The organism is Streptococcus sp. E29BA, from assembly GCF_041807805.1.
Lineage (GTDB): Bacteria > Bacillota > Bacilli > Lactobacillales > Streptococcaceae > Streptococcus > Streptococcus entericus.
Window position 1 is genome coordinate 18759 of sequence record NZ_JBGTZA010000017.1, and the last position, 17755, is coordinate 36513.

Below are 17755 nucleotides of genomic sequence, written 5' to 3' on the forward strand. Positions count from 1 at the left end.
AGAAAGACGTGAGTATAGAAGACTATATACCGACCTTTGTGGTCGAAGCGGTTTATGATTTGCGACCTGATGCCTTGCGTGCGCAAGGGATTAAGGCTGTTTTGGTGGATTTGGACAATACCCTGATTGCCTGGAATAATCCTGATGGGACGCCGGAATTGCGGGGCTGGTTGGATGAGATGACAGAGGCTGGTCTGCCTGTGGTGGTCGTGTCCAACAACAAGCAGTCGCGGGTAGAGCGTGCGGTGGAGCGGTTCGGTGTTGATTTTGTTAGCCGTGCCATGAAACCTTTTGCTTACGGTATTAACAAGGCGATTGCCCGTTATGGCTTTGGCCGCGATGAGGTAGTTATGGTCGGCGATCAGCTGATGACCGACATTCGAGCAGCTCATCGGGCGGGTATCCGCTCCATTCTGGTTCGTCCCTTGGTGACCACCGATGCTTGGAACACCAAAATCAACCGCTTTAGAGAGCGTCGGGTCTTGCAGAAAATCGAAGACAAGTATGGTCAGCTCACCTATCAACGGCAATTATCGGAGGTAACTTATGACGTTTCTCGTGAAATTACTGATTAGTCTAGTGGCTTTTGTCATCAGTTTTGGTGTGATTTTTGGCCTCTTTCGTCTATCCTATACTTTTTTGCCCTATCTCAGTGCGATTTTTCTCGGCACCTTGCTGGCAAATCTGGGTAGACGGCTTTATACACATCACTTAGAAAGTAAAAAGAAATGAACGACACCTTACACTGTATCGGCTGTGGCGTTGCCATTCAGACAACCGATAAGGCTGGTTTGGGCTTTACGCCTCAGTCAGCACTCGATAAGGGCTTAGAAACAGGAGAGCTCTACTGTCAGCGTTGTTTCAGGCTCCGCCATTACAACGACATCACGGATGTCTCGAATTCTGATGATGAGTTTTTGAGACTGCTCCACGAGGTTGGCGACAGCGACGCCTTGGTGGTTAATGTGGTGGACATCTTTGACTTCAATGGTTCCATTATCCCGGGGCTCCCGCGCTTTGTGTCAGGCAATGATGTCCTCTTGGTCGGCAATAAAAAAGACATTTTGCCCAAGTCTGTCAAGGATGGCAAGGTGACCCAGTGGCTGACCGAGCGATCGCATGAAGAGGGCATTCGTCCTGTTGATGTCCTATTGACTTCTGCTCAAAACAACTATGCCATTAAAGAGTTGATCGCAAAGATTGACCACTACCGCAAGGGCAGGGATGTCTATGTGGTTGGCGTGACTAATGTCGGTAAGTCCACCCTGATCAATACCATCATTCAGGAAATCACGGGCGACAAGGACGTGATCACGACCTCTCGCTTTCCTGGGACGACCTTGGACAAGATTGAGATTCCCTTGGACGATGGCAGCTATATCTATGATACACCGGGTATTATCCATCGCCATCAGATGGCGCATTACCTGTCCGACAAGGCCCTCAAACTAGTCACTCCTAAAAAGGAAATCAAGCCCAAAACCTACCAGCTCAATCCTGGACAGACCCTTTTTCTCGGCGGTCTGGCACGGTTTGACTATCTTTCTGGGGAAAAGCAGGGCTTTACAGCTTATTTGGACAATAACCTGCAGCTCCATCGTACCAAGCTAGCTGGGGCAGATGCCTTCTATGACAAGCATGTCGGAGGTCTCTTGACCCCGCCTGCTAGCAAGGAAGCGGCTGAGTTTCCAAAGTTGGTCAAGCATGACTTTACCATCAATGAAAAGAGCGACATCGTTTTTTCAGGACTGGGCTGGATTCGGGTTGGCAGTGCTGGCAAGGTCTCCGCTTGGGCACCAGAAGGTGTCGCTGTGCTCAAGAGAAAGGCGATTATCTGATGAAGAAAGTTGTGATAGTGCTACTTGGTTTGTTGCTGGCTGGGCTTGTCTATTGGCAGGGGCCTGGGTCAGCACCTAGCTTACCAGAAGCAGGAGAGATGAGTGCGATTACGCTTTCGACAGAAAAAGACACAGCGTTTTGGTCTCACCTGATACGCCTCTTCGGATAGAAGACGAGGAGACAATCGCGTCTTTTCTTGAGACCCTTTCTCAGTCCCACAAGACCCGTCAAAAATCGGTCAATGATGTCCCTTATGCTGAGCGTTATGCCAGAGTTGAAATGATATTCAAGCCCGGGCAGAATTATGCCATTGCTTATCTCTATCCAGAGGGAAGGACGACCTATTTAGAACGGTCTTATACCGGCATCTACAAACTCAACATACCTATCGACAAGTGGCTCGAGACGGTCAACTAGACTGCTCTGCCATTTTCCTAAAAAAGAAAGAAGAAATCATGACATTAACTTCAAAACAGCGGGCTTTTCTCAATAGCCAAGCCCACAGCCTCAAGCCGATTGTGCAGATTGGTAAAAACGGTTTGACTGATGAAATCAAGACCTCTATCCGTCGGGCTTTGGACGCTCGTGAGCTGATTAAAGTCACCCTCTTGCAGAACACGGACGAAAACATCCACGAGGTGGCAGAAATCCTCGAAGACGAAATCGGTCTGGATACCGTTCAAAAAATCGGTCGGATTTTGATTTTGTTTAAGCCATCTGCTAAGAAAGAAAACCGTAAATTATCTATAGAAGTACGAGAGATTTAGGAGGAAGGCCTATGCCGATTGAACTCTTAACCCCCTTTACCAAGGTTGAGTTAGAAACAACAGAAAAAACGACCAACCGCCGTCAGGTTGGGATTTTGGGTGGCAATTTTAACCCTGTACATAACGCCCATCTGGTTGTGGCGGATCAGGTTCGCCAGCAACTGGGTCTGGATGCGGTCTATCTCATGCCTGAGTATAAACCGCCCCATGTTGATAAAAAAGAGACTATTGATGAAAACCATCGGCTAGAGATGCTCAAGCGCGCCATTGCTGGCGTTGAAGGGCTAGGTATCGAAACCATTGAGCTGGAGCGTCAGGGCATTTCCTATACCTACGACACCATGAAACTCTTAACCGAGAAAAACCCTGAAACCGATTATTACTTTATCATTGGTGGCGACATGGTCGAGTACCTGCCCAAGTGGCACCGCATTGATGAACTGGTCAATCTCGTTCAGTTTGTCGGCGTTCAGCGTCCTCGCTACAAGGCAGGAACGTCCTATCCTGTCATTTGGGTCGATGTTCCTCTCATGGACATCTCCTCCAGTATGGTGCGTGACTTCATCAAAAAGGGGCGCACGCCCAACTACCTCCTTCCCCACGAGGTGCTGGATTATATTGAGGAAGAGGGGCTCTACCGATGATCTACGAACCCTACATTTCCCTCTCACGCGAGGCGCTTTTAAGGGTCATAGCAGAGCAGATGAGTGAGAAACGTTTCCGCCATGTCTTAGGCGTGGAGAGGATTGCCTTGGAGCTCGCCGATCGCTACGCTTGCGACCCTGTTAAGGCCAGTCTTGCGGCACTCCTGCATGACTACGCCAAGGAGCAACCAGATAGCGTTTTTCTTGACCTCATTGACCGTTACCAGTTGAACCCAACCCTCAAAACTTGGGGCAATAACGTCTGGCACGGTCTGGTCGGACGTTACCTCATTACAGAGCAGTTTGGGCTGACAGATGAGGAGATCTTGACCGCCATCGCCCGTCACACCGTAGGGGCAAGTGACATGACACTCCTTGACAAGGTTATCTACGTCGCTGACTATATCGAACCAGGCAGAGATTTTCCAGGTGTGGAGACTGCTCGCCAGCTGGCAGCAGAAGACCTTGATAAAGCCGTTGCCTACGAAACAGCAAGAACTATTGAACACTTGACTTACAAGGGACTGCCGATTTATCCCCAGACCCTGGAGACCTATAATGCTTATGTGAGGTATCTATGATTGCCTTGAAACCTGTTGATGAGACCAGCTTTTATCAGGTCTTACAACTAACGGTGCGTGAGGAGCAAAGACACTGGGTCGCCGATAATGCGACGTCTCTTGCTGAGTGCTGGATCTATCGTGACAATGGCGATGTCTTTCCTAATGCTGTCTGGGCAGGAGATGAGGTGGTCGGTGGTCGGATTTGTCCTGCTGGATATTGATGCAGAAGAGAATCAGTACATGATTTGGCGGCTGATGATTGACCAAACGCATCAAGGCAAAGGCTACGGTCGTGCGGCAGTGGAAGCGGTCATTGCGCTCGCAACAGCTGACCCCGTCTGTGACCATGTACGGGCGGATTATGTCAAGGGGAATGTTCAGATGGCTGGCTTGCTCACTCGCTTGGGCTTTGAAGTCTTTGACCAAGACGAGCGTGAATTTTATACAAAACGAAAAATAAGGAAAACCAATGACGAAAGAAAGATTAGTAGAAGTGATTGTGAAAGCCGCTGATGAAAAGCGAGCAGAGGATATTGTGGTGTTGGACTTGGCAGGTTTGACCAGCATGACGGACTATTTTGTCATTATGACAGCGACCAATTCTCGCCAGCTGGAAGCCCTAGCGGATAATATTCGTGAAAAAGTCAAGGAAGCTGGACATGATGCCAGCCACATCGAAGGCGACAGCAAGGGGGGCTGGGTGCTCCTAGACCTCAATGACGTCATCGTCCACATCTTTAGCGATGATGACCGTGCCCACTATAACCTCGAAAAACTCTGGCATGAAGCCCCAATGGTCGATGTGGCAGAATTTATTGCATAGCAATGAACCCTTGTCAGCTGGCAAGGGTTTTGTGCCCTTGTCCCTAGTCCTTGAAAAAGCATCACACATGTGATACAATGTGTAAAGCGATGATGAAAGCAGAAAGGAAATAACGATGGGACAAGTAGCAGAGAAAACAAAAATTGTGAACTTTCGGGTAGAGCCATCTCTAGTTGAGGAGGCGAGAGCGGTTGTCGAAGGACAAGGCAGCAGTTTGGGCAAAGTCTTAAAGTTGTTTTTGAAAAATATCGCTGTCACAGGTCAGGTGGACTTGCTCTCTGAAGAAGAGTTGGAAAGGGAACGCTTGTTTAGAGAATTGCAGGAAGAAGTACAGAAAAATGTAGCTGACATGTCAGCTGGCAACTACCTGACCTTGGATGAACTAGAGGAGCAGCTTTTTGGATAACTATCAGGTTCAAGTGCCCAATCAAATTTATAAGCAGCTAAGAGAAATCAGACAATACATCAGTCATAGCTTATCCAATCCATCGGCTGGAGAGAAACTTGTACGAGAGCTGATTAGGGGCTTAAGAAGTTTAGAAATTTTTCCAGAGCGAGGGTTTAATGCTGATGAACGATTTGGAAAGGCTTTGACCCCTGGTCATGTGACTAGAGGGCTCCCCTTGAAAAAGGGATATATCGTCTTGTATGATGTTGATACGGATGAGAAAATTGTTCAGGTGCGGTATCTGCTATCCACAAAGAGTGACTATTTTAAGCTGTTTAAGTAAGCTGTTGTGATGATGTGGCAAAGTCAGTAACTGTAAATGAGAAGGGAAGGAGCAGTGAGCGAAAGTGAGCTGTATAAGATGACTCTCGCTCTAGCACTAGTGAACGAAAGAAAACTCTTCGTTCATGACGGAAGTCTCGAGGTTGTGGCTCAAAACTTAGGTATGGGACGCCCTTAGGCGATTACTACTGTCTGTGTTACCTCAGAAATTAGATAGAAAAGAAGTGTATGACTAAAAATTACGAAACATTCGCATCGGTCTATGATGCTATCATGGACGATTCGCTGTATGACCTTTGGACGGACTTTTCGCTCCGCCATTTTCCTAAAAAACCAAAGGGAGCCAAACTGCTGGAGCTGGCCTGTGGGACGGGCATCCAGTCGGTGCGGTTCGCACAAGCGGGCTTTGAGGTGACGGGCTTAGATTTGAGTGAGGAGATGCTGGAGGTCGCAAAACGGCGGGCGTCCTCTGCCAAGGTTGCCGTTGACTTTGTGGCGGGCAATATGCTGGACTTGAGCGGTGTGGGGCGGTTTGATCTAGTGACCTGCTACTCTGATTCGCTCTGCTATCTGGCGGACGAGGTGGAGATGGGGGATGTCTTTGCTGGCGTTTGCGCTCATCTCAATGATGGTGGTACTTTTATTTTTGACGTTCACTCGACCTATCAGACGGATGAGGTTTTCCCGGGCTATTCTCATCATGAAAATGCAGAGGATTTTGCCATGGTTTGGGACACCTATGAAGATGAGGCGCCGCACTCGGTTGTCCATGAGCTGACCTTTTTCATCAAGGACGAGGATGGACGCTTTACCCGCTACGATGAGATTCACGAAGAACGTACCTACGAACTCCTGACCTATGACGTCTTGCTGGAACAGGTCGGCTTCACCGATGTCAAGGTCTATGCGGACTTTGAAGACAAGGAACCAACAGAAAAAAGCAGACGATGGTTTTTTGTGGGGAGGAAGTAAGGCGTGACTAGCCACAGAGAGCTCCGTATTTTTGCCATTGAGTGTGTTGATTTATTCTCTATCCTTCCGCTAATGGCAACCTATTGTTCCGCTGAGGCTTATATCCTTCCTAAGTTTGTTTTACAAATCGTGAAAAAGCCCTAAACCAAGGGCTTTTTATGGTATAATAAAGCTAGTATACTGATGAAAGGGGCTTAGTGTGACCGAACAACTGATTAAGTCAAAACAGCGTGTTCAGCAACACGGAGAAGTTTTTACCCCCAGATGGATGGTAGAGATGATGCTGGATATTCCAGAGATAAAGTCGGCTTGTGAGCAGATTCATGCGACTTTTTTAGAACCTGCTGCTGGTGATGGGAATTTTTTGTTGGCGATTTTGGAGAGAAAATTACAGGCTTTGACGCAACAATACGATAAGAAGAATTGGAAGACGAAATCTCTTTTTGCCCTCGCTAGTATCTACGGTATTGAGTTTTTAGCGGATAATCTAGAAGTGGCACGTGATCGGCTCTTTATCTATTATTTAGACTGGTATGAGACCCAGTTTGGTGAACGATTGGGTAGCAAGACCGATCTCTATCGCTCGGCACATTTTCTCATTCATCGCAATATTGTCCGAGGGAACACCTTGACCAAACGACATCCTGATACCAATGAACTCATTGTTTTTTGGGAGTGGCAAGCGATCAAAGGCAATCCTAGTAAGGTGAGTTGTAAACAGGTTATTTTTGCCGATATGCTGGGAGAAAAATCAGCAGAAGCTACTGTTGTCGAGGGACAGTTGAGCTTGTTTGAGTTTGACGATGATGACCAAACGCAAGAAACCATTTTACCAATACAGAAAGTGTATCAATTGAGAGGTTAGAGGATGTTAACCAGTAATTTTGATTTTTTGAAACTTGATGAAGACTTGGGTGAATTAGTTGCCACAGCAAATATTGCGGAGGAGAGCTTTACATACCAACATTTTGAAAATGTTCTTTTTAATACCAGAAAACTGGCTGAACACTTAGCGAAATTAGTCGCCGATCGGTGCTATCTTGATGCGGAACGATTGACCTTTCATAATACCTTAAAATTGATTGATGAGCAGATTGAAGACCCATCAGGTGAGGTCATGATGGCCTTTCGTCGCTTGAAAGGGCGAGGGAACGATGCGGTTCATGTCCTCAATTCAGAACAAGCCACTAAGGAGAATGCCGAAAAATCTCTGGCAAGCATTCATTTTCTGCTGGTTTGGTTTATGAAAACCTATGTGGATGACCAGCTGATGATCAGGGACTTTTTTATCCCTCAAGCTCAACAACGCTATCAGACGGCGGAACGCAAGTTCATCTATATCCAAACGGTGGATAATAGCAACGGTGGTTTTTCGGCTTACGATGGAACGCAAAAAATCGGTGAAGGAACGATTGCTGAAGATGACATGGAAGCTGATTGGACTGCTAACAGTGACTTTCTACGTCAGGTTGCCCCAAAGCGGATTAAACAGTACATGACAACCGCAGGACTGACCTATCAGTTGGGTTGGGTAGAGTTAGCTTGGCAAAAAGCTCAGAAAAAATGGTTTCACGACCATGATGTGCATGAGGTCTTGAAGCGTTCAGGCATTAAACAAGCCGAAAAACTCCAAGGAAATGAATGGTTTGAAGTTGACCTTGAAACCGCTAAGGCAGCCATTAAAGCGGTCAAAGAAGGTCGCTATGCTCTCAATTTGCCAGCAACTGCTGATGAAGCAGTCCTTTTTCTACGCCCCAATCAGCAAGACGCTGTCAACCAGACGAAGGCTATCTTCAAAAAGAAAGACAGGATGCTCTGGAATGCCAAGATGCGTTTTGGTAAGACCTTGGCAAGTCTCCAACTCATCAAGGATATGGTGTTTAAAAAGGTACTGCTCATGACCCATCGTCCTGTGGTTAAAAATTCTTGGTTTGATGACTTTGGCAAGATGAAGATGGCAGAAGCAGGCTACCGTTATGGTGCCAAAGATCGAGGGGAAAAACTCGATGTTCTAAAAATGGGAGCAACACCTTTCATCTATTTTGCCTCGATTCAGTTGCTTAGATATGGCGGTGGTGAAGTCAATCTGGCGGACTATGCTGATGTGGACTGGGATTTGATCATCATCGATGAGGCGCATGAGGGGACTCAGACCGAGCTCAATCAGACGGTTATGACCGCCCTTGTGAAGGAAAAAACGAAAATCCTTGAGCTCTCAGGCACTCCTTTTAACCTGCTGGATCAGTACGACGAGGAGCAGGTTTATACTTGGGACTATACCATGAAGCAGGAGGCGAAACTCCGCTGGGAGCTAACCCATCCTGGTAAGCCGAACCCTTACGGGGAATTGCCACGGGTTGAGATGTACACTTTTGAGATGGCAAACAAAGAGAAGTTTGCTGACGAGAGCAAGTCCTTTAACTTCCGTGAGTTCTTCAAGGTTGATGATAAAGAGGAGCTGGTCTACAAGCAGGAGGTTCAAGCCTTTTTAGACCAGATTAGTCAGGAAAACCCTAAAACAGACTACCCTTTCTCCACGGCTAGTTATCGTGAAACGCTGCGTCACACCCTTTGGCTCTTGCCTGGGGTCAAGGAAGCGGCAGCCTTTGAGCAAGCGCTTCTCGCCCACCCTGTCTTTGGAAAAGATTACACCATCGTCAATGTGGTGAAAGATGGTGACAATAGCGGTGAGGCAACGGCTGATGACCTTGAAAAGGTACAGCGGGCGATTGGAGACGATCCAAGTCTGACCAAGACCATCACCCTAACGGTGCGCAAGCTGACCACTGGGGTCAATGTTCCAGAGTGGACGGGCGTGGTCTTTTTGAACAATACGACAAGCCCAATGAACTATCTGCAAGCGGCCTTTCGTGCGCAGACGCCATTTTCTCATGAAACATTAGGCAAAAAAGAAGTCTGCTATGTCTTTGACTTTGCTCCTGATCGTGCTCTGACTGTCATGGCAGAGTCAGCTCGGATTAACTCTGGTGTCGGTAAGAAAAACAGTAAGGCACAAACAAGTGCCATGACGAAACTCCTTAATTTTATGCCCATTTTGAGTAATGATGGTAATGGCATGAAAACTTACAACGTCGATCGTATGCTGACCCAGCTCAAGAAAGTCTATGCGGAAAAAGCGGTGCGGTCAGGCTTTGAGGACGATAGCCTCTACAATGATCAGCTCTTAACCCTGACAGCAGATGATGCCAGTCTGTTTAACGATGTCAAGGCTATCGTTGGCACGACCAATAAAGAACGCCAGACCAAGATTATCATCAATGACAATGGCATGAGCGAGGAAGAGCATGAACAGGCGGAAGTAGTCCAGAAGAAACCGAAAAAGCAGCGAACCAAAGAAGAAGAGGAGTTACTTGCCAAGCTCAAGGAAGCTAAAAACCAGCGTAAGGCTATGATTTCCATCCTACGTGGAGTCTCTATCCGTATTCCTATGATGATTTACGGGATGATGGTTGACCTTGATGAGGACATCAGTATCGATCGTTTCATCAGTGCAGTAGATGACGCTTCCTGGCAGGAGTTTATGCCAAAGGGCTTTACTAAAGGGATGTTCCGCAAGATTGTCCGCTTCTACGATCCTGAGGTCTTTATCGAGGCGGGGCGCATTATCCGTTGTCGGGCTAAATCCTTTGACCGACTAGGGGTCATCGAGCGGGCTGAGAAAATTGCGGAGCTCTTTAGCACCTTTAAGAATCCTGACAAGGAAACGGTCTTAACCCCTTGGCGGGTGGTCAATCTGCAAGTGACCAAGACCATCGGAGGGCTTAACTTTTTTGATGATAGCTTTACCAGTATGACCATAGATGGCAAATCAGTCCTGCACTGGGTAGAGCGTGAGGATAGCTCTGCTATTTACCAAAAAGGTAAGACCTTCCTTGATATCAACGCCAAAACAGGGCTTTATCCACTACATGCGGCCATTAGTCTCTTCCACAAGGCTGTGGAGACTAATGAGGATAGTCATTTTGACGAGTTGGCGGTTTATGGCGAGATTTTGCAGGAGCAGATTTATGCTGTCGCTAAAACCCCGATGGCCAAGACCATCACTGAGCGGACACTGGCTGGCTACCGCAACCTGCCTGTCAATGTCGCTTATATCGATGGGCTCAGCCAAAGCCTCAAAACCGACCTCTCAAGCGGTCAAGACAAGATAAAGGAGGTCTTCAAAGACGTGAAATTTGATGTTGTGATTGGTAACCCGCCATATCAGGAGGAGACGGATAATAATCGAGATACTCCAATTTACCACTATTTCATGGAATTATCGTATCGGTTAGCTGACAGAGTAGTGTTAATCACTCCTGGTCGTTTTCTGTTTAAAGCTGGTCAGACTCCTAATATATGGAATGAAAAAATGTTGTCTGATCCACATCTTGAAGTGATTTATTACTCCCAAGATAGTGCAAAAGTTTTTCCTAACACTGATATTAAAGGTGGTGTGGTGGTAACTTATAGAAATACTAATCATAAAAAAGGACCTCTTGGAACATTTTCAAATTTTGAGGAGATTAATACTATTCTTCAAAAAGTTGTAAAAGGTGAATTTATTTCTTTCAACAAATTATTAGTTGGCAACAGCACCCATAAGCTAACAGAAAAAGTTTATGAAGACTTTCCTCAATTTGAGAAGAGGGTTAAAAAATCGGAACGAAAGTCTGTTGGTTCAAATATATTTGACAGATTTAGTGAGATGTTTAGCGATGAGCCAAAAAATAGGAGTGACATTCAAATATACGGGAGATTGAATGGCCGCCGGGTACTTAAATGGACAAATAGGGAATACATTCAAGATCATGTAAATCTTGACAAATGGAAAGTATTTGTGCCTGGTGCTAATGGCAGTGGGGCGATAGGCGAAGTTCTATCGACCCCACTCGTGGGTTATACACAAACATTTATTTCTTTTGGAGCTTTTGAAACTCAAGAAGAAGCAGAACGGTGCTTGAAGTATATTAAAACAAAATTTGCTCGTTTGATGTTAGGGACATTAAAAATAACTCAAAATAATAAAACAAAAGAAACTTGGGCTAATGTACCGATACAAGATTTTACAGCGGATTCAGATGTACCTTGGCATCTGTCTATTGCTGAGATTGACCAATATTTCTATCGGAAATATGGTCTATCAGAGGAAGAAATTGCCTTTATTGAGGAGAAGGTTAGGGAGATGGAGTAGGAGATAACCCCACCGTCCACTTAGGTGACGGATCGCCTAAGTGGACGGTGGGGAGTTGAATTTGTTTGAGGATAGGAGGAATATATGAATAAGTACTTGAGATTATTTCATTTTTCTAAGAATGAAGCAGATGTAGCGGTAGAATCGGGAATTATCTTTGATAATCAATATGAAAATTTTTCTGATATCTCCAGAGATATTGATAATCGTGTTTTATCATGTAGAGATGACCGTAATGTAAAAAACTTTCGGTTTAAAAGACCTACTCTGGAACTGGTTACAAATGTTTCAGAAATTTTTGATAGTCAAGAGACATTCGAGACGCGTTCACAATTCATAGCTGAAAAGTTTAAAGAAGCAATACAAAGAAGATTTCATAAAGATTTTTATCTTGTTGTCTTTGCTACTCGAATAGCTGATGAAGACTTACTTTTTATTGCAAAAATGGAAACCAATACTGCTTTACAGGTGACAGACCAAAATACATTGAAAACTCTTAGAGATGTCTTACCTGATAGTAAATCAAGATTACATAAGGCAGTTGTAATTTATAAGGAATCAACAGTTCGGTATAAAGAAGGAAGGGAGGAGGAAGGTCAAGAACGCAGTAATATCCATTCAAAAGTTTTGGATAGATCTGATGATAATATTTCAGAGTATTTTTTAGGTAAATTTTTAGAAAGTGACCCCATTATTGACAATCCAGAAGCAGCAGCCCAGATAGCATTTGAGAATATTGCTCTTGTTACAAAGCCATATATAAAAACTGATAGAGAGCCTGATAGTGTTGAGAAGAAATTAAAATATTTTCTTTCAGAAGAACGACAGACATCGTTTGAGGGACTAATTCATGAAGTACAAGATTTACTTGATTTTGCGAATGCAGATAGACCAACAGATGCTGAAGCTTTGGCAAAACAAGCTTATAATAATGCCAAATCTAAGAATAATACTGTTGTACAAGAATTTAGAGCGAAGTTAAAACGTCCACCAAAGAAAACATTTATTTCATCTGATGATTATGGAGATAGGAAATTTAAGGTATCGTATTATGAAAGTTTAGAAGAAGCTGATATTATTATTTGGGAGGAAATTGAGGAATATAAAATTTTAAAAATTCACAAAGACTTACTCCCAATAGAAGAAAAAGGTCATTCAAATGCTGAGTGAATTATTTGAATTATTATCACATAATTCATCATCCTTAGATTCTATTACGACTAATATCATGGAATTTCGAGATGATGGAACGTTTAAATATCAAATTCAACTTCTTTCAATAAATAAAGAAGAAACATTATTATTACAGAACTCTTTAGGGCCTTTTGATAGTCAGGGCAATATGACTATTCATATTAATGATTTTCATATTAAAGATGAACCTGAAATTTCAGAGAAAAATAAGATTGCACTAACAATTTCTCAAAAGTATTTACCAGATGAAACAATCTATTTATTTTTAGAAAAAGATTTTCCTCTGTTTGAGAGAAAATTTTTAGAAAAATGTTGTTTTAAAGATTTGGTTGATTATCAAAATAAAATAACAATTGAATTTCCTGAAAATAATATAGATATTTGTTCACCTATTTTTTCCACTCTAAAGAATGATAGTATTCAAATTCCTAAGATTTTTCTTGAGAATAAAAATTTTCAACAAATAAGTCTTTTTGCAACTCCATACTTAGTCAACTCAAATAATATTTCTAAGTATGCTAGTCATGCAATTGACGGGATACTTGATATTTTATCAGAGAGAAGAATATCAGATGATGAGATTATTATTAGTTTTAATAGAAATTCGATACTGGATAGAAGAAAGATTATTTTAAATCAATCTACGTTTGATAACTTATACTATATTTTGAATTTTATATTCTCTGAGAGAGAAAAATATTATGATAGATTAGTAATTTTTAAAGATTTATTTTCAGTTCTTGCGAATGAAAATGACGAGCTATCAGATAAAGAATTTGAGAAATTATCAAAGAAACTTGAGTCTAATTATACACTTTTTATTACTGATAAAATGAAAAGTTATATGGATGATAAAAATAAGTTAACGGAAGAATACGCTAAAATTCATAGTGAAACCATCGCTGGTATTCGCACTGTTATTAATGATTTAACGCAACAAATTATAGTGCTATCAGGTACAATTCTAGCTTTTCTGTTATTTGATGGTATAGAAAATATAACTAAAATATTGATTTCATCAATTGTAGCAATGCTGTATTTAGTTATTATAAATTTTGTTAACCATCAAAAGGGTTGGTATTTTGAATCAGAAGCTATTCTAAAAAATAAACAACATGTAAAGAGTATGTATCAAGTATTGAGCAGTGTTGAGCAAGAGTTCATTCAATCATTGGATAGTGACTTTGATAAAGACTTGGATAAGCTGAAAAGAATTGAAAAGTTTAATAAATATTTTTGTCTGATTTTACTATTTGTTAGTTTCCTAGTATTGTTATGGGCATGATTAAATATATAATCATTGTTATTAGATATTTTTATCATGCTCCCCACCTACAAAAAAATCAATCATCCACTTTTTTCTTGACAGGCTATCAAAAATGATATAGAAGTAGCTTAATGGGAGATGAGAAGGATGAAAGAATACAAGACATTTAACCAACAGATGACGATTCTAAGAAGCCGTGGTATGATTGTGCCGACGGATGGCAAGTCCAAGCGTTTTTTAGAGCAAGAAAATTATTACAATGTGAACAGCGGTTACAAGGACTTGTTTTTAGAAAAGATATTTACCACTTATCGTGCTTCTTTCCAACCCGTCTTGTAGCTGAAGAAACCTATTCGCAAAGGTAAAGAAGTAGCTAGTGATTCCCTGTTTGTCGGTGATGGGGCTTCCTACGTTAATTATAGTCGAAAACAAGTGTAACATTCTTTCATTCATTGTTGTGCCTTGAGTGAAACGAAAGGAATGAACAATCATTATGGTATTAGAAAACAAGTTAGGCTTAACCACGTCCAGCGACTTGGCAAGGGAAGAGGAAAAAATCAGTAAAAAAAAGGCATTGGAGCTTTTTGAACAAGATTTGCTTAGAGACAAACCTCCAGGCCTGTTTAGTGCCCTCGCCTTTATTCACACCCACCTTTTTGAGGACATTTATCCTTTTGCAGGAGAGATTCGTACGGTCAACCTCGCCAAAGGGAATTTCCGTTTTGCTCCGACCATGTACCTTCGAGCTGCTCTTGAGCATATCGACACCATGCCCCAAACGACCTTTGATGCTATTATCGACAAGTATGTTGAGATGAACGTCGCTCATCCCTTTCGTGAGGGCAATGGCAGAGCAGGGAGACTGTGGCTTGACCACCTTCTAAAACATCAGTTGGGACAAGTTGTTGACTGGTCAAAAATTGATAAAGAAGATTATCTTCTTGCCATGGAACGTAGCCCCATCCGAAGCATTGAAATTAAATACCTTATCCAGCATGCCTTGACAACAGCTGTAGATAACCGGCAGATTTATATAAAAGGGCTGGACGCCAGCTACCATTACGAAGGTTATTTTACCTATAAAACGGAAGAATTATAGCTATTCTGCCTTAGACAACAGCTCATGAAAAATAGCCTATTTAACCCCTTTCTCACCAACTAAAACTTGGGAAGGGATAAACCAATTAACAGAAGCTTACATAGAGTATATTGTTGGTCGGTATAGCAGAGGAAGCACTCATAAAGCTACGGTTTACCTTTTCAGGATGTGTTATAATGAGGAGGAGAATCTGAATACAGTATTCTTGAGTATCTTCACTCAAGGCAATGTTCGGTTGATTATCGTACTACAGAAAGGCCCCACCCATGACCACAACAGGCATTATCGCAGAGTTTAATCCCTTTCACAATGGGCACAAGTACCTGCTTGACCAAGTGGAAGGTTTGAAAATCGTTGCCATGAGTGGCAATTTTATGCAGCGGGGTGAGCCTGCCATCGTGGATAAGTGGACGCGGGCGCAGATGGCGCTTGACAATGGAGCAGACGTCGTGGTCGAGATGCCTTTTCTGGTGTCTGTTCAGTCGGCGGACTACTTTGCCAAAGGCGCTGTGGACATCCTGCGGCAGCTAGGGATTAACCAGCTGGCCTTTGGGACAGAGGCGGTCATGGACTACCAGCTGATTGCGGACACCTACGCCAAGCAGGCAGAGGAGATGGAAGAGTTTCTCTCTCGCTTGCCCGACCACCTGTCTTACCCTGAAAAGGCGCAGGCCATGTGGCAGACCTTTACGGGGCTGACCTTCACGGGCGACACCCCCAACCACATTTTGGCGCTGGCCTATACCAAGGCGGCAGCTGGGACAGGGATTGCCCTTTGCCCTATCGCTCGGCAGGGAGCAGGCTTTCACTCGGAGGAAATGGCAGAGCAGTATGCGTCAGCGACAGCCATCCGCAAGCACATAGCAGATGGCGACTTTGTCCGCAAGGTCAGCCCAGCGGCTGACCTCCTGCTCTCCTCACCGCAGGTCTCCTGGGAAGATTATTTTCCTCTGCTTCGCTATCAGATTCTGACCCATCCAAACCTGACAGCTATCTATCAGGTCAATGCAGAGCTGGCTAGTCGTATCCGCTCTGCTATTGGCGATAGCCAGACCATTGACGAATTCATCGCACATGTTGCGACCAAGCGCTACACTAAGGCGCGGGTGCGACGGGTGCTGGCCTATATCCTTGTCAATGCGACAGAAGCTTACTTGCCGTCTGCGGTGCGAGTCTTGGGCTTTAGCCCCGCTGGGCAAGCCCACCTGTCTAGCATCAAAGGTCAGGTAGAGCTTGTCACACGCATTGGCAAAAAGCCATGGGACGCCCTTACCCAGCAGGCGGATCGTGTCTATCAGCTGGGACACCCTGCCCTCAAGGAGCAAAACTGGGGGCGAAAAGTCATCCGATCGGCTAACGTAGACTAGTATTTTCTGAGAGTTTGGAGTATAATAAGGTCATGAAAAAGAAAAAATTTGCCATAGTGACAGGGTTTGTGAGCGCCCTAGGCGTTCTTGCTCTTATTGGTCACAAAAAGCAGGTCAAAGAGCAACAAAAAGATAGCGAACTGTTAGCGGAGATTCGCGCCTTTTTCGCACCGATGGGAGAGATTGAGGTGGTTTATTTGACAGAGGTCAATAGCAGAGCTGGTCAAGCCTTTGGCGGTGTGGTTTTTGATGATGGTGTGGTGTTTGATTTTCGCTACCACAAGGGTGACATCGACTACAAAGAGCATGATATGGAGAGAAATGATGAAGAAAGCTAGTTCAATAAATGAGATCAGTCAGTTGGTCAACAGTGACCAGAAAGTTGTGTTTTTGTTTACCGCAGATTGGTGTGGGGATTGTCAATTTATCTATCCTGTCTTAGATGAGTTGGTGGCGGATTTTCCACAACTGACCTTTTTGCAGGTTGACCGTGATCAGTTTATGGACTTGGCTAAGGAATGGGATGTGTTCGGTATCCCAAGCCTTGTTGTCACTCAAGGTGGTCAAGAAATCGGTCGCCTCGTTAACCGCCTCCGAAAAACAAAGCAAGAGATTAGCCATTTTTTACAAACGATCTAAGGAGAAAACATGATTTTTATCTATAACAAACATGTGGGTGATGTGCTCATGGTCATTGTCGCTGACGACCAGAAGCAAGCTGTTGAAGTTGACAAGCGAGAGACTGTTGCCCGCATTGTCCGCAAGGCTGATGGTCAAACGGTGGCTTGGAACATTTTCCAAGTGTCAGAACTGTTTCCAATTGAGGGGAATGGGCAGGTTTTTCTGTCAGCAGAGGAGTTGCAGACACTCAATCAGCGCTTGACTGAACTTGGTTTTGATGAGGAGCTTGTGGGTGATGACCAGCCTAAATTTGTCGTGGGTGAGATTGTTGAGTTGACTGCTCATCCAGATAGTGACCACCTGAACATTTGCCAAGTCAAAGTATCAGCTGATGAGACGGTTCAGATTGTGGCCGGAGCTTCAAATGTCGCGTTAGGATTGAAAACAATTGTTGCCTTGCCAGGTGCCATGATGCCGAGTGGTCTGTTGATTTTTCCAGGGCAGTTACGCGGTGTTGACAGTTACGGTATGATGTGTTCCCCAAGGGAGCTGGCTCTACCGAATGCTCCTCAAAAACGGGGCATCATTGAATTAGCAGCTGATACTCCCGTTGGTCAAATATTTTCACCAGATAAACACTGGCGTCTTTAGTAAGAACTCTCCTGTTTTCAGGAG

Annotated in this window: 23 protein-coding genes and 1 pseudogene; all 24 read left to right on the forward strand. The window is 44.0% G+C overall.

Going from position 1 to position 17755, the window contains the following annotated elements:
* Positions 1–8: 8 nt before the first annotated feature.
* A complete protein-coding gene (locus ACERC8_RS05565) occupies positions 9–575 on the forward strand; it encodes a YqeG family HAD IIIA-type phosphatase (RefSeq protein WP_373658902.1) in 567 nt (188 codons plus the stop codon).
* Positions 547–732 carry a hypothetical protein gene (locus ACERC8_RS05570; protein WP_373658903.1) on the forward strand — a complete coding sequence of 62 codons (186 nt, stop codon included), beginning with the start codon at positions 547–549 and terminating at the stop codon, positions 730–732. Before ACERC8_RS05565 ends, ACERC8_RS05570 begins: the two co-directional genes overlap by 29 nt.
* On the forward strand, positions 729–1838 hold the full coding sequence (gene yqeH / locus ACERC8_RS05575; RefSeq protein ID WP_373658905.1) for a ribosome biogenesis GTPase YqeH: 1110 nt from the start codon (positions 729–731) through the stop codon (positions 1836–1838). The genes ACERC8_RS05570 and yqeH overlap by 4 nt, the downstream gene beginning before the upstream one ends.
* Entirely contained in the window at positions 1838–2008 is a 171-nt protein-coding gene (locus tag ACERC8_RS05580; protein WP_373658906.1) for a hypothetical protein, read from the forward strand. Before yqeH ends, ACERC8_RS05580 begins: the two co-directional genes overlap by 1 nt.
* Positions 1978–2256 (forward strand): DUF5301 domain-containing protein, encoded by a 279-nt coding sequence (locus tag ACERC8_RS05585; RefSeq protein ID WP_373658907.1) that lies wholly within the window; start codon positions 1978–1980, stop codon positions 2254–2256. The genes ACERC8_RS05580 and ACERC8_RS05585 overlap by 31 nt, the downstream gene beginning before the upstream one ends.
* 38 nt (positions 2257–2294) lie before the next feature.
* Entirely contained in the window at positions 2295–2606 is a 312-nt protein-coding gene (yhbY, locus tag ACERC8_RS05590; protein WP_373658908.1) for a ribosome assembly RNA-binding protein YhbY, read from the forward strand.
* 11 nt (positions 2607–2617) lie between these two features.
* Positions 2618–3250 carry a nicotinate-nucleotide adenylyltransferase gene (locus tag ACERC8_RS05595; protein ID WP_373658909.1) on the forward strand — a complete coding sequence of 211 codons (633 nt, stop codon included), beginning with the start codon at positions 2618–2620 and terminating at the stop codon, positions 3248–3250.
* Complete coding sequence (yqeK, locus tag ACERC8_RS05600; RefSeq protein WP_373658910.1) at positions 3247–3831, forward strand: bis(5'-nucleosyl)-tetraphosphatase (symmetrical) YqeK; 585 nt, start codon at positions 3247–3249, stop codon at positions 3829–3831. Before ACERC8_RS05595 ends, yqeK begins: the two co-directional genes overlap by 4 nt.
* Positions 3828–4034 (forward strand): hypothetical protein, encoded by a 207-nt coding sequence (locus ACERC8_RS05605; protein WP_373658911.1) that lies wholly within the window; start codon positions 3828–3830, stop codon positions 4032–4034. The genes yqeK and ACERC8_RS05605 overlap by 4 nt, the downstream gene beginning before the upstream one ends.
* Positions 4006–4326, forward strand: coding sequence for a GNAT family N-acetyltransferase (locus tag ACERC8_RS05610; RefSeq protein WP_373658913.1), 321 nt, complete (start codon positions 4006–4008; stop codon positions 4324–4326). Before ACERC8_RS05605 ends, ACERC8_RS05610 begins: the two co-directional genes overlap by 29 nt.
* Entirely contained in the window at positions 4283–4636 is a 354-nt protein-coding gene (gene rsfS / locus ACERC8_RS05615) for a ribosome silencing factor (protein ID WP_373658915.1), read from the forward strand. Before ACERC8_RS05610 ends, rsfS begins: the two co-directional genes overlap by 44 nt.
* Before the next feature lie 115 nt (positions 4637–4751).
* Positions 4752–5042 (forward strand): hypothetical protein, encoded by a 291-nt coding sequence (locus tag ACERC8_RS05620; protein ID WP_373658916.1) that lies wholly within the window; start codon positions 4752–4754, stop codon positions 5040–5042.
* Positions 5035–5367, forward strand: a complete 333-nt coding sequence (locus ACERC8_RS05625; RefSeq protein WP_373658917.1) for a type II toxin-antitoxin system RelE/ParE family toxin — start codon at positions 5035–5037, stop codon at positions 5365–5367. The genes ACERC8_RS05620 and ACERC8_RS05625 overlap by 8 nt, the downstream gene beginning before the upstream one ends.
* Positions 5368–5594: 227 nt before the next feature.
* A complete protein-coding gene (locus ACERC8_RS05630; protein ID WP_373658918.1) occupies positions 5595–6338 on the forward strand; it encodes a class I SAM-dependent methyltransferase in 744 nt (247 codons plus the stop codon).
* Between the two features lie 199 nt (positions 6339–6537).
* Positions 6538–7203 carry a methylase gene (locus ACERC8_RS05635; RefSeq protein ID WP_373658919.1) on the forward strand — a complete coding sequence of 222 codons (666 nt, stop codon included), beginning with the start codon at positions 6538–6540 and terminating at the stop codon, positions 7201–7203.
* A 3-nt stretch (positions 7204–7206) separates the two neighbouring features.
* A complete protein-coding gene (locus ACERC8_RS05640) occupies positions 7207–11532 on the forward strand; it encodes an Eco57I restriction-modification methylase domain-containing protein (protein ID WP_373658921.1) in 4326 nt (1441 codons plus the stop codon).
* Between the two features lie 84 nt (positions 11533–11616).
* Positions 11617–12702 (forward strand): hypothetical protein, encoded by a 1086-nt coding sequence (locus tag ACERC8_RS05645; protein WP_373658923.1) that lies wholly within the window; start codon positions 11617–11619, stop codon positions 12700–12702.
* Positions 12692–14011 carry a hypothetical protein gene (locus ACERC8_RS05650; protein ID WP_373658925.1) on the forward strand — a complete coding sequence of 440 codons (1320 nt, stop codon included), beginning with the start codon at positions 12692–12694 and terminating at the stop codon, positions 14009–14011. Before ACERC8_RS05645 ends, ACERC8_RS05650 begins: the two co-directional genes overlap by 11 nt.
* 129 nt (positions 14012–14140) lie before the next feature.
* Positions 14141–14290: pseudogene (locus ACERC8_RS05655) on the forward strand (Abi family protein); the annotation flags it as partial.
* Between the two features lie 196 nt (positions 14291–14486).
* Positions 14487–15092, forward strand: a complete 606-nt coding sequence (gene fic, locus ACERC8_RS05660; protein WP_373658926.1) for a protein adenylyltransferase Fic — start codon at positions 14487–14489, stop codon at positions 15090–15092.
* A 266-nt stretch (positions 15093–15358) separates the two neighbouring features.
* The gene (locus ACERC8_RS05665; RefSeq protein ID WP_373658927.1) at positions 15359–16459 is read left to right on the forward strand and encodes a nucleotidyltransferase; all 1101 of its coding nucleotides are present in this window, start codon (positions 15359–15361) and stop codon (positions 16457–16459) included.
* 32 nt (positions 16460–16491) lie between these two features.
* Positions 16492–16797, forward strand: coding sequence for a DUF4651 domain-containing protein (locus ACERC8_RS05670; RefSeq protein WP_373658928.1), 306 nt, complete (start codon positions 16492–16494; stop codon positions 16795–16797).
* Positions 16784–17098 (forward strand): thioredoxin family protein, encoded by a 315-nt coding sequence (locus tag ACERC8_RS05675; RefSeq protein WP_373658929.1) that lies wholly within the window; start codon positions 16784–16786, stop codon positions 17096–17098. Before ACERC8_RS05670 ends, ACERC8_RS05675 begins: the two co-directional genes overlap by 14 nt.
* Before the next feature lie 9 nt (positions 17099–17107).
* Positions 17108–17731, forward strand: a complete 624-nt coding sequence (gene ytpR / locus ACERC8_RS05680; RefSeq protein WP_373658930.1) for a YtpR family tRNA-binding protein — start codon at positions 17108–17110, stop codon at positions 17729–17731.
* Positions 17732–17755 lie beyond the last annotated feature (24 nt).

Excerpts from the sequence above, each read along its gene's own strand:
- ACERC8_RS05645 (WP_373658923.1), top strand. The coding sequence starts at position 11,617 with ATGAATAAGTACTTGAGATTATTTCATTTTTCTAAGAATGAAGCAGAT.
- fic (WP_373658926.1), top strand. The coding sequence starts at position 14,487 with ATGGTATTAGAAAACAAGTTAGGCTTAACCACGTCCAGCGACTTGGCA.
- ytpR (WP_373658930.1), top strand. The coding sequence starts at position 17,108 with ATGATTTTTATCTATAACAAACATGTGGGTGATGTGCTCATGGTCATT.
- ACERC8_RS05580 (WP_373658906.1), top strand. The coding sequence starts at position 1,838 with ATGAAGAAAGTTGTGATAGTGCTACTTGGTTTGTTGCTGGCTGGGCTT.
- ACERC8_RS05675 (WP_373658929.1), top strand. The coding sequence starts at position 16,784 with ATGAAGAAAGCTAGTTCAATAAATGAGATCAGTCAGTTGGTCAACAGT.
- yqeH (WP_373658905.1), top strand. The coding sequence starts at position 729 with ATGAACGACACCTTACACTGTATCGGCTGTGGCGTTGCCATTCAGACA.
- ACERC8_RS05570 (WP_373658903.1), top strand. The coding sequence starts at position 547 with ATGACGTTTCTCGTGAAATTACTGATTAGTCTAGTGGCTTTTGTCATC.
- ACERC8_RS05670 (WP_373658928.1), top strand. The coding sequence starts at position 16,492 with ATGAAAAAGAAAAAATTTGCCATAGTGACAGGGTTTGTGAGCGCCCTA.
- yqeK (WP_373658910.1), top strand. The coding sequence starts at position 3,247 with ATGATCTACGAACCCTACATTTCCCTCTCACGCGAGGCGCTTTTAAGG.
- ACERC8_RS05605 (WP_373658911.1), top strand. The coding sequence starts at position 3,828 with ATGATTGCCTTGAAACCTGTTGATGAGACCAGCTTTTATCAGGTCTTA.
- yhbY (WP_373658908.1), top strand. The coding sequence starts at position 2,295 with ATGACATTAACTTCAAAACAGCGGGCTTTTCTCAATAGCCAAGCCCAC.
- ACERC8_RS05630 (WP_373658918.1), top strand. The coding sequence starts at position 5,595 with ATGACTAAAAATTACGAAACATTCGCATCGGTCTATGATGCTATCATG.
- rsfS (WP_373658915.1), top strand. The coding sequence starts at position 4,283 with ATGACGAAAGAAAGATTAGTAGAAGTGATTGTGAAAGCCGCTGATGAA.
- ACERC8_RS05620 (WP_373658916.1), top strand. The coding sequence starts at position 4,752 with ATGGGACAAGTAGCAGAGAAAACAAAAATTGTGAACTTTCGGGTAGAG.
- ACERC8_RS05640 (WP_373658921.1), top strand. The coding sequence starts at position 7,207 with ATGTTAACCAGTAATTTTGATTTTTTGAAACTTGATGAAGACTTGGGT.
- ACERC8_RS05665 (WP_373658927.1), top strand. The coding sequence starts at position 15,359 with ATGACCACAACAGGCATTATCGCAGAGTTTAATCCCTTTCACAATGGG.
- ACERC8_RS05650 (WP_373658925.1), top strand. The coding sequence starts at position 12,692 with ATGCTGAGTGAATTATTTGAATTATTATCACATAATTCATCATCCTTA.
- ACERC8_RS05595 (WP_373658909.1), top strand. The coding sequence starts at position 2,618 with ATGCCGATTGAACTCTTAACCCCCTTTACCAAGGTTGAGTTAGAAACA.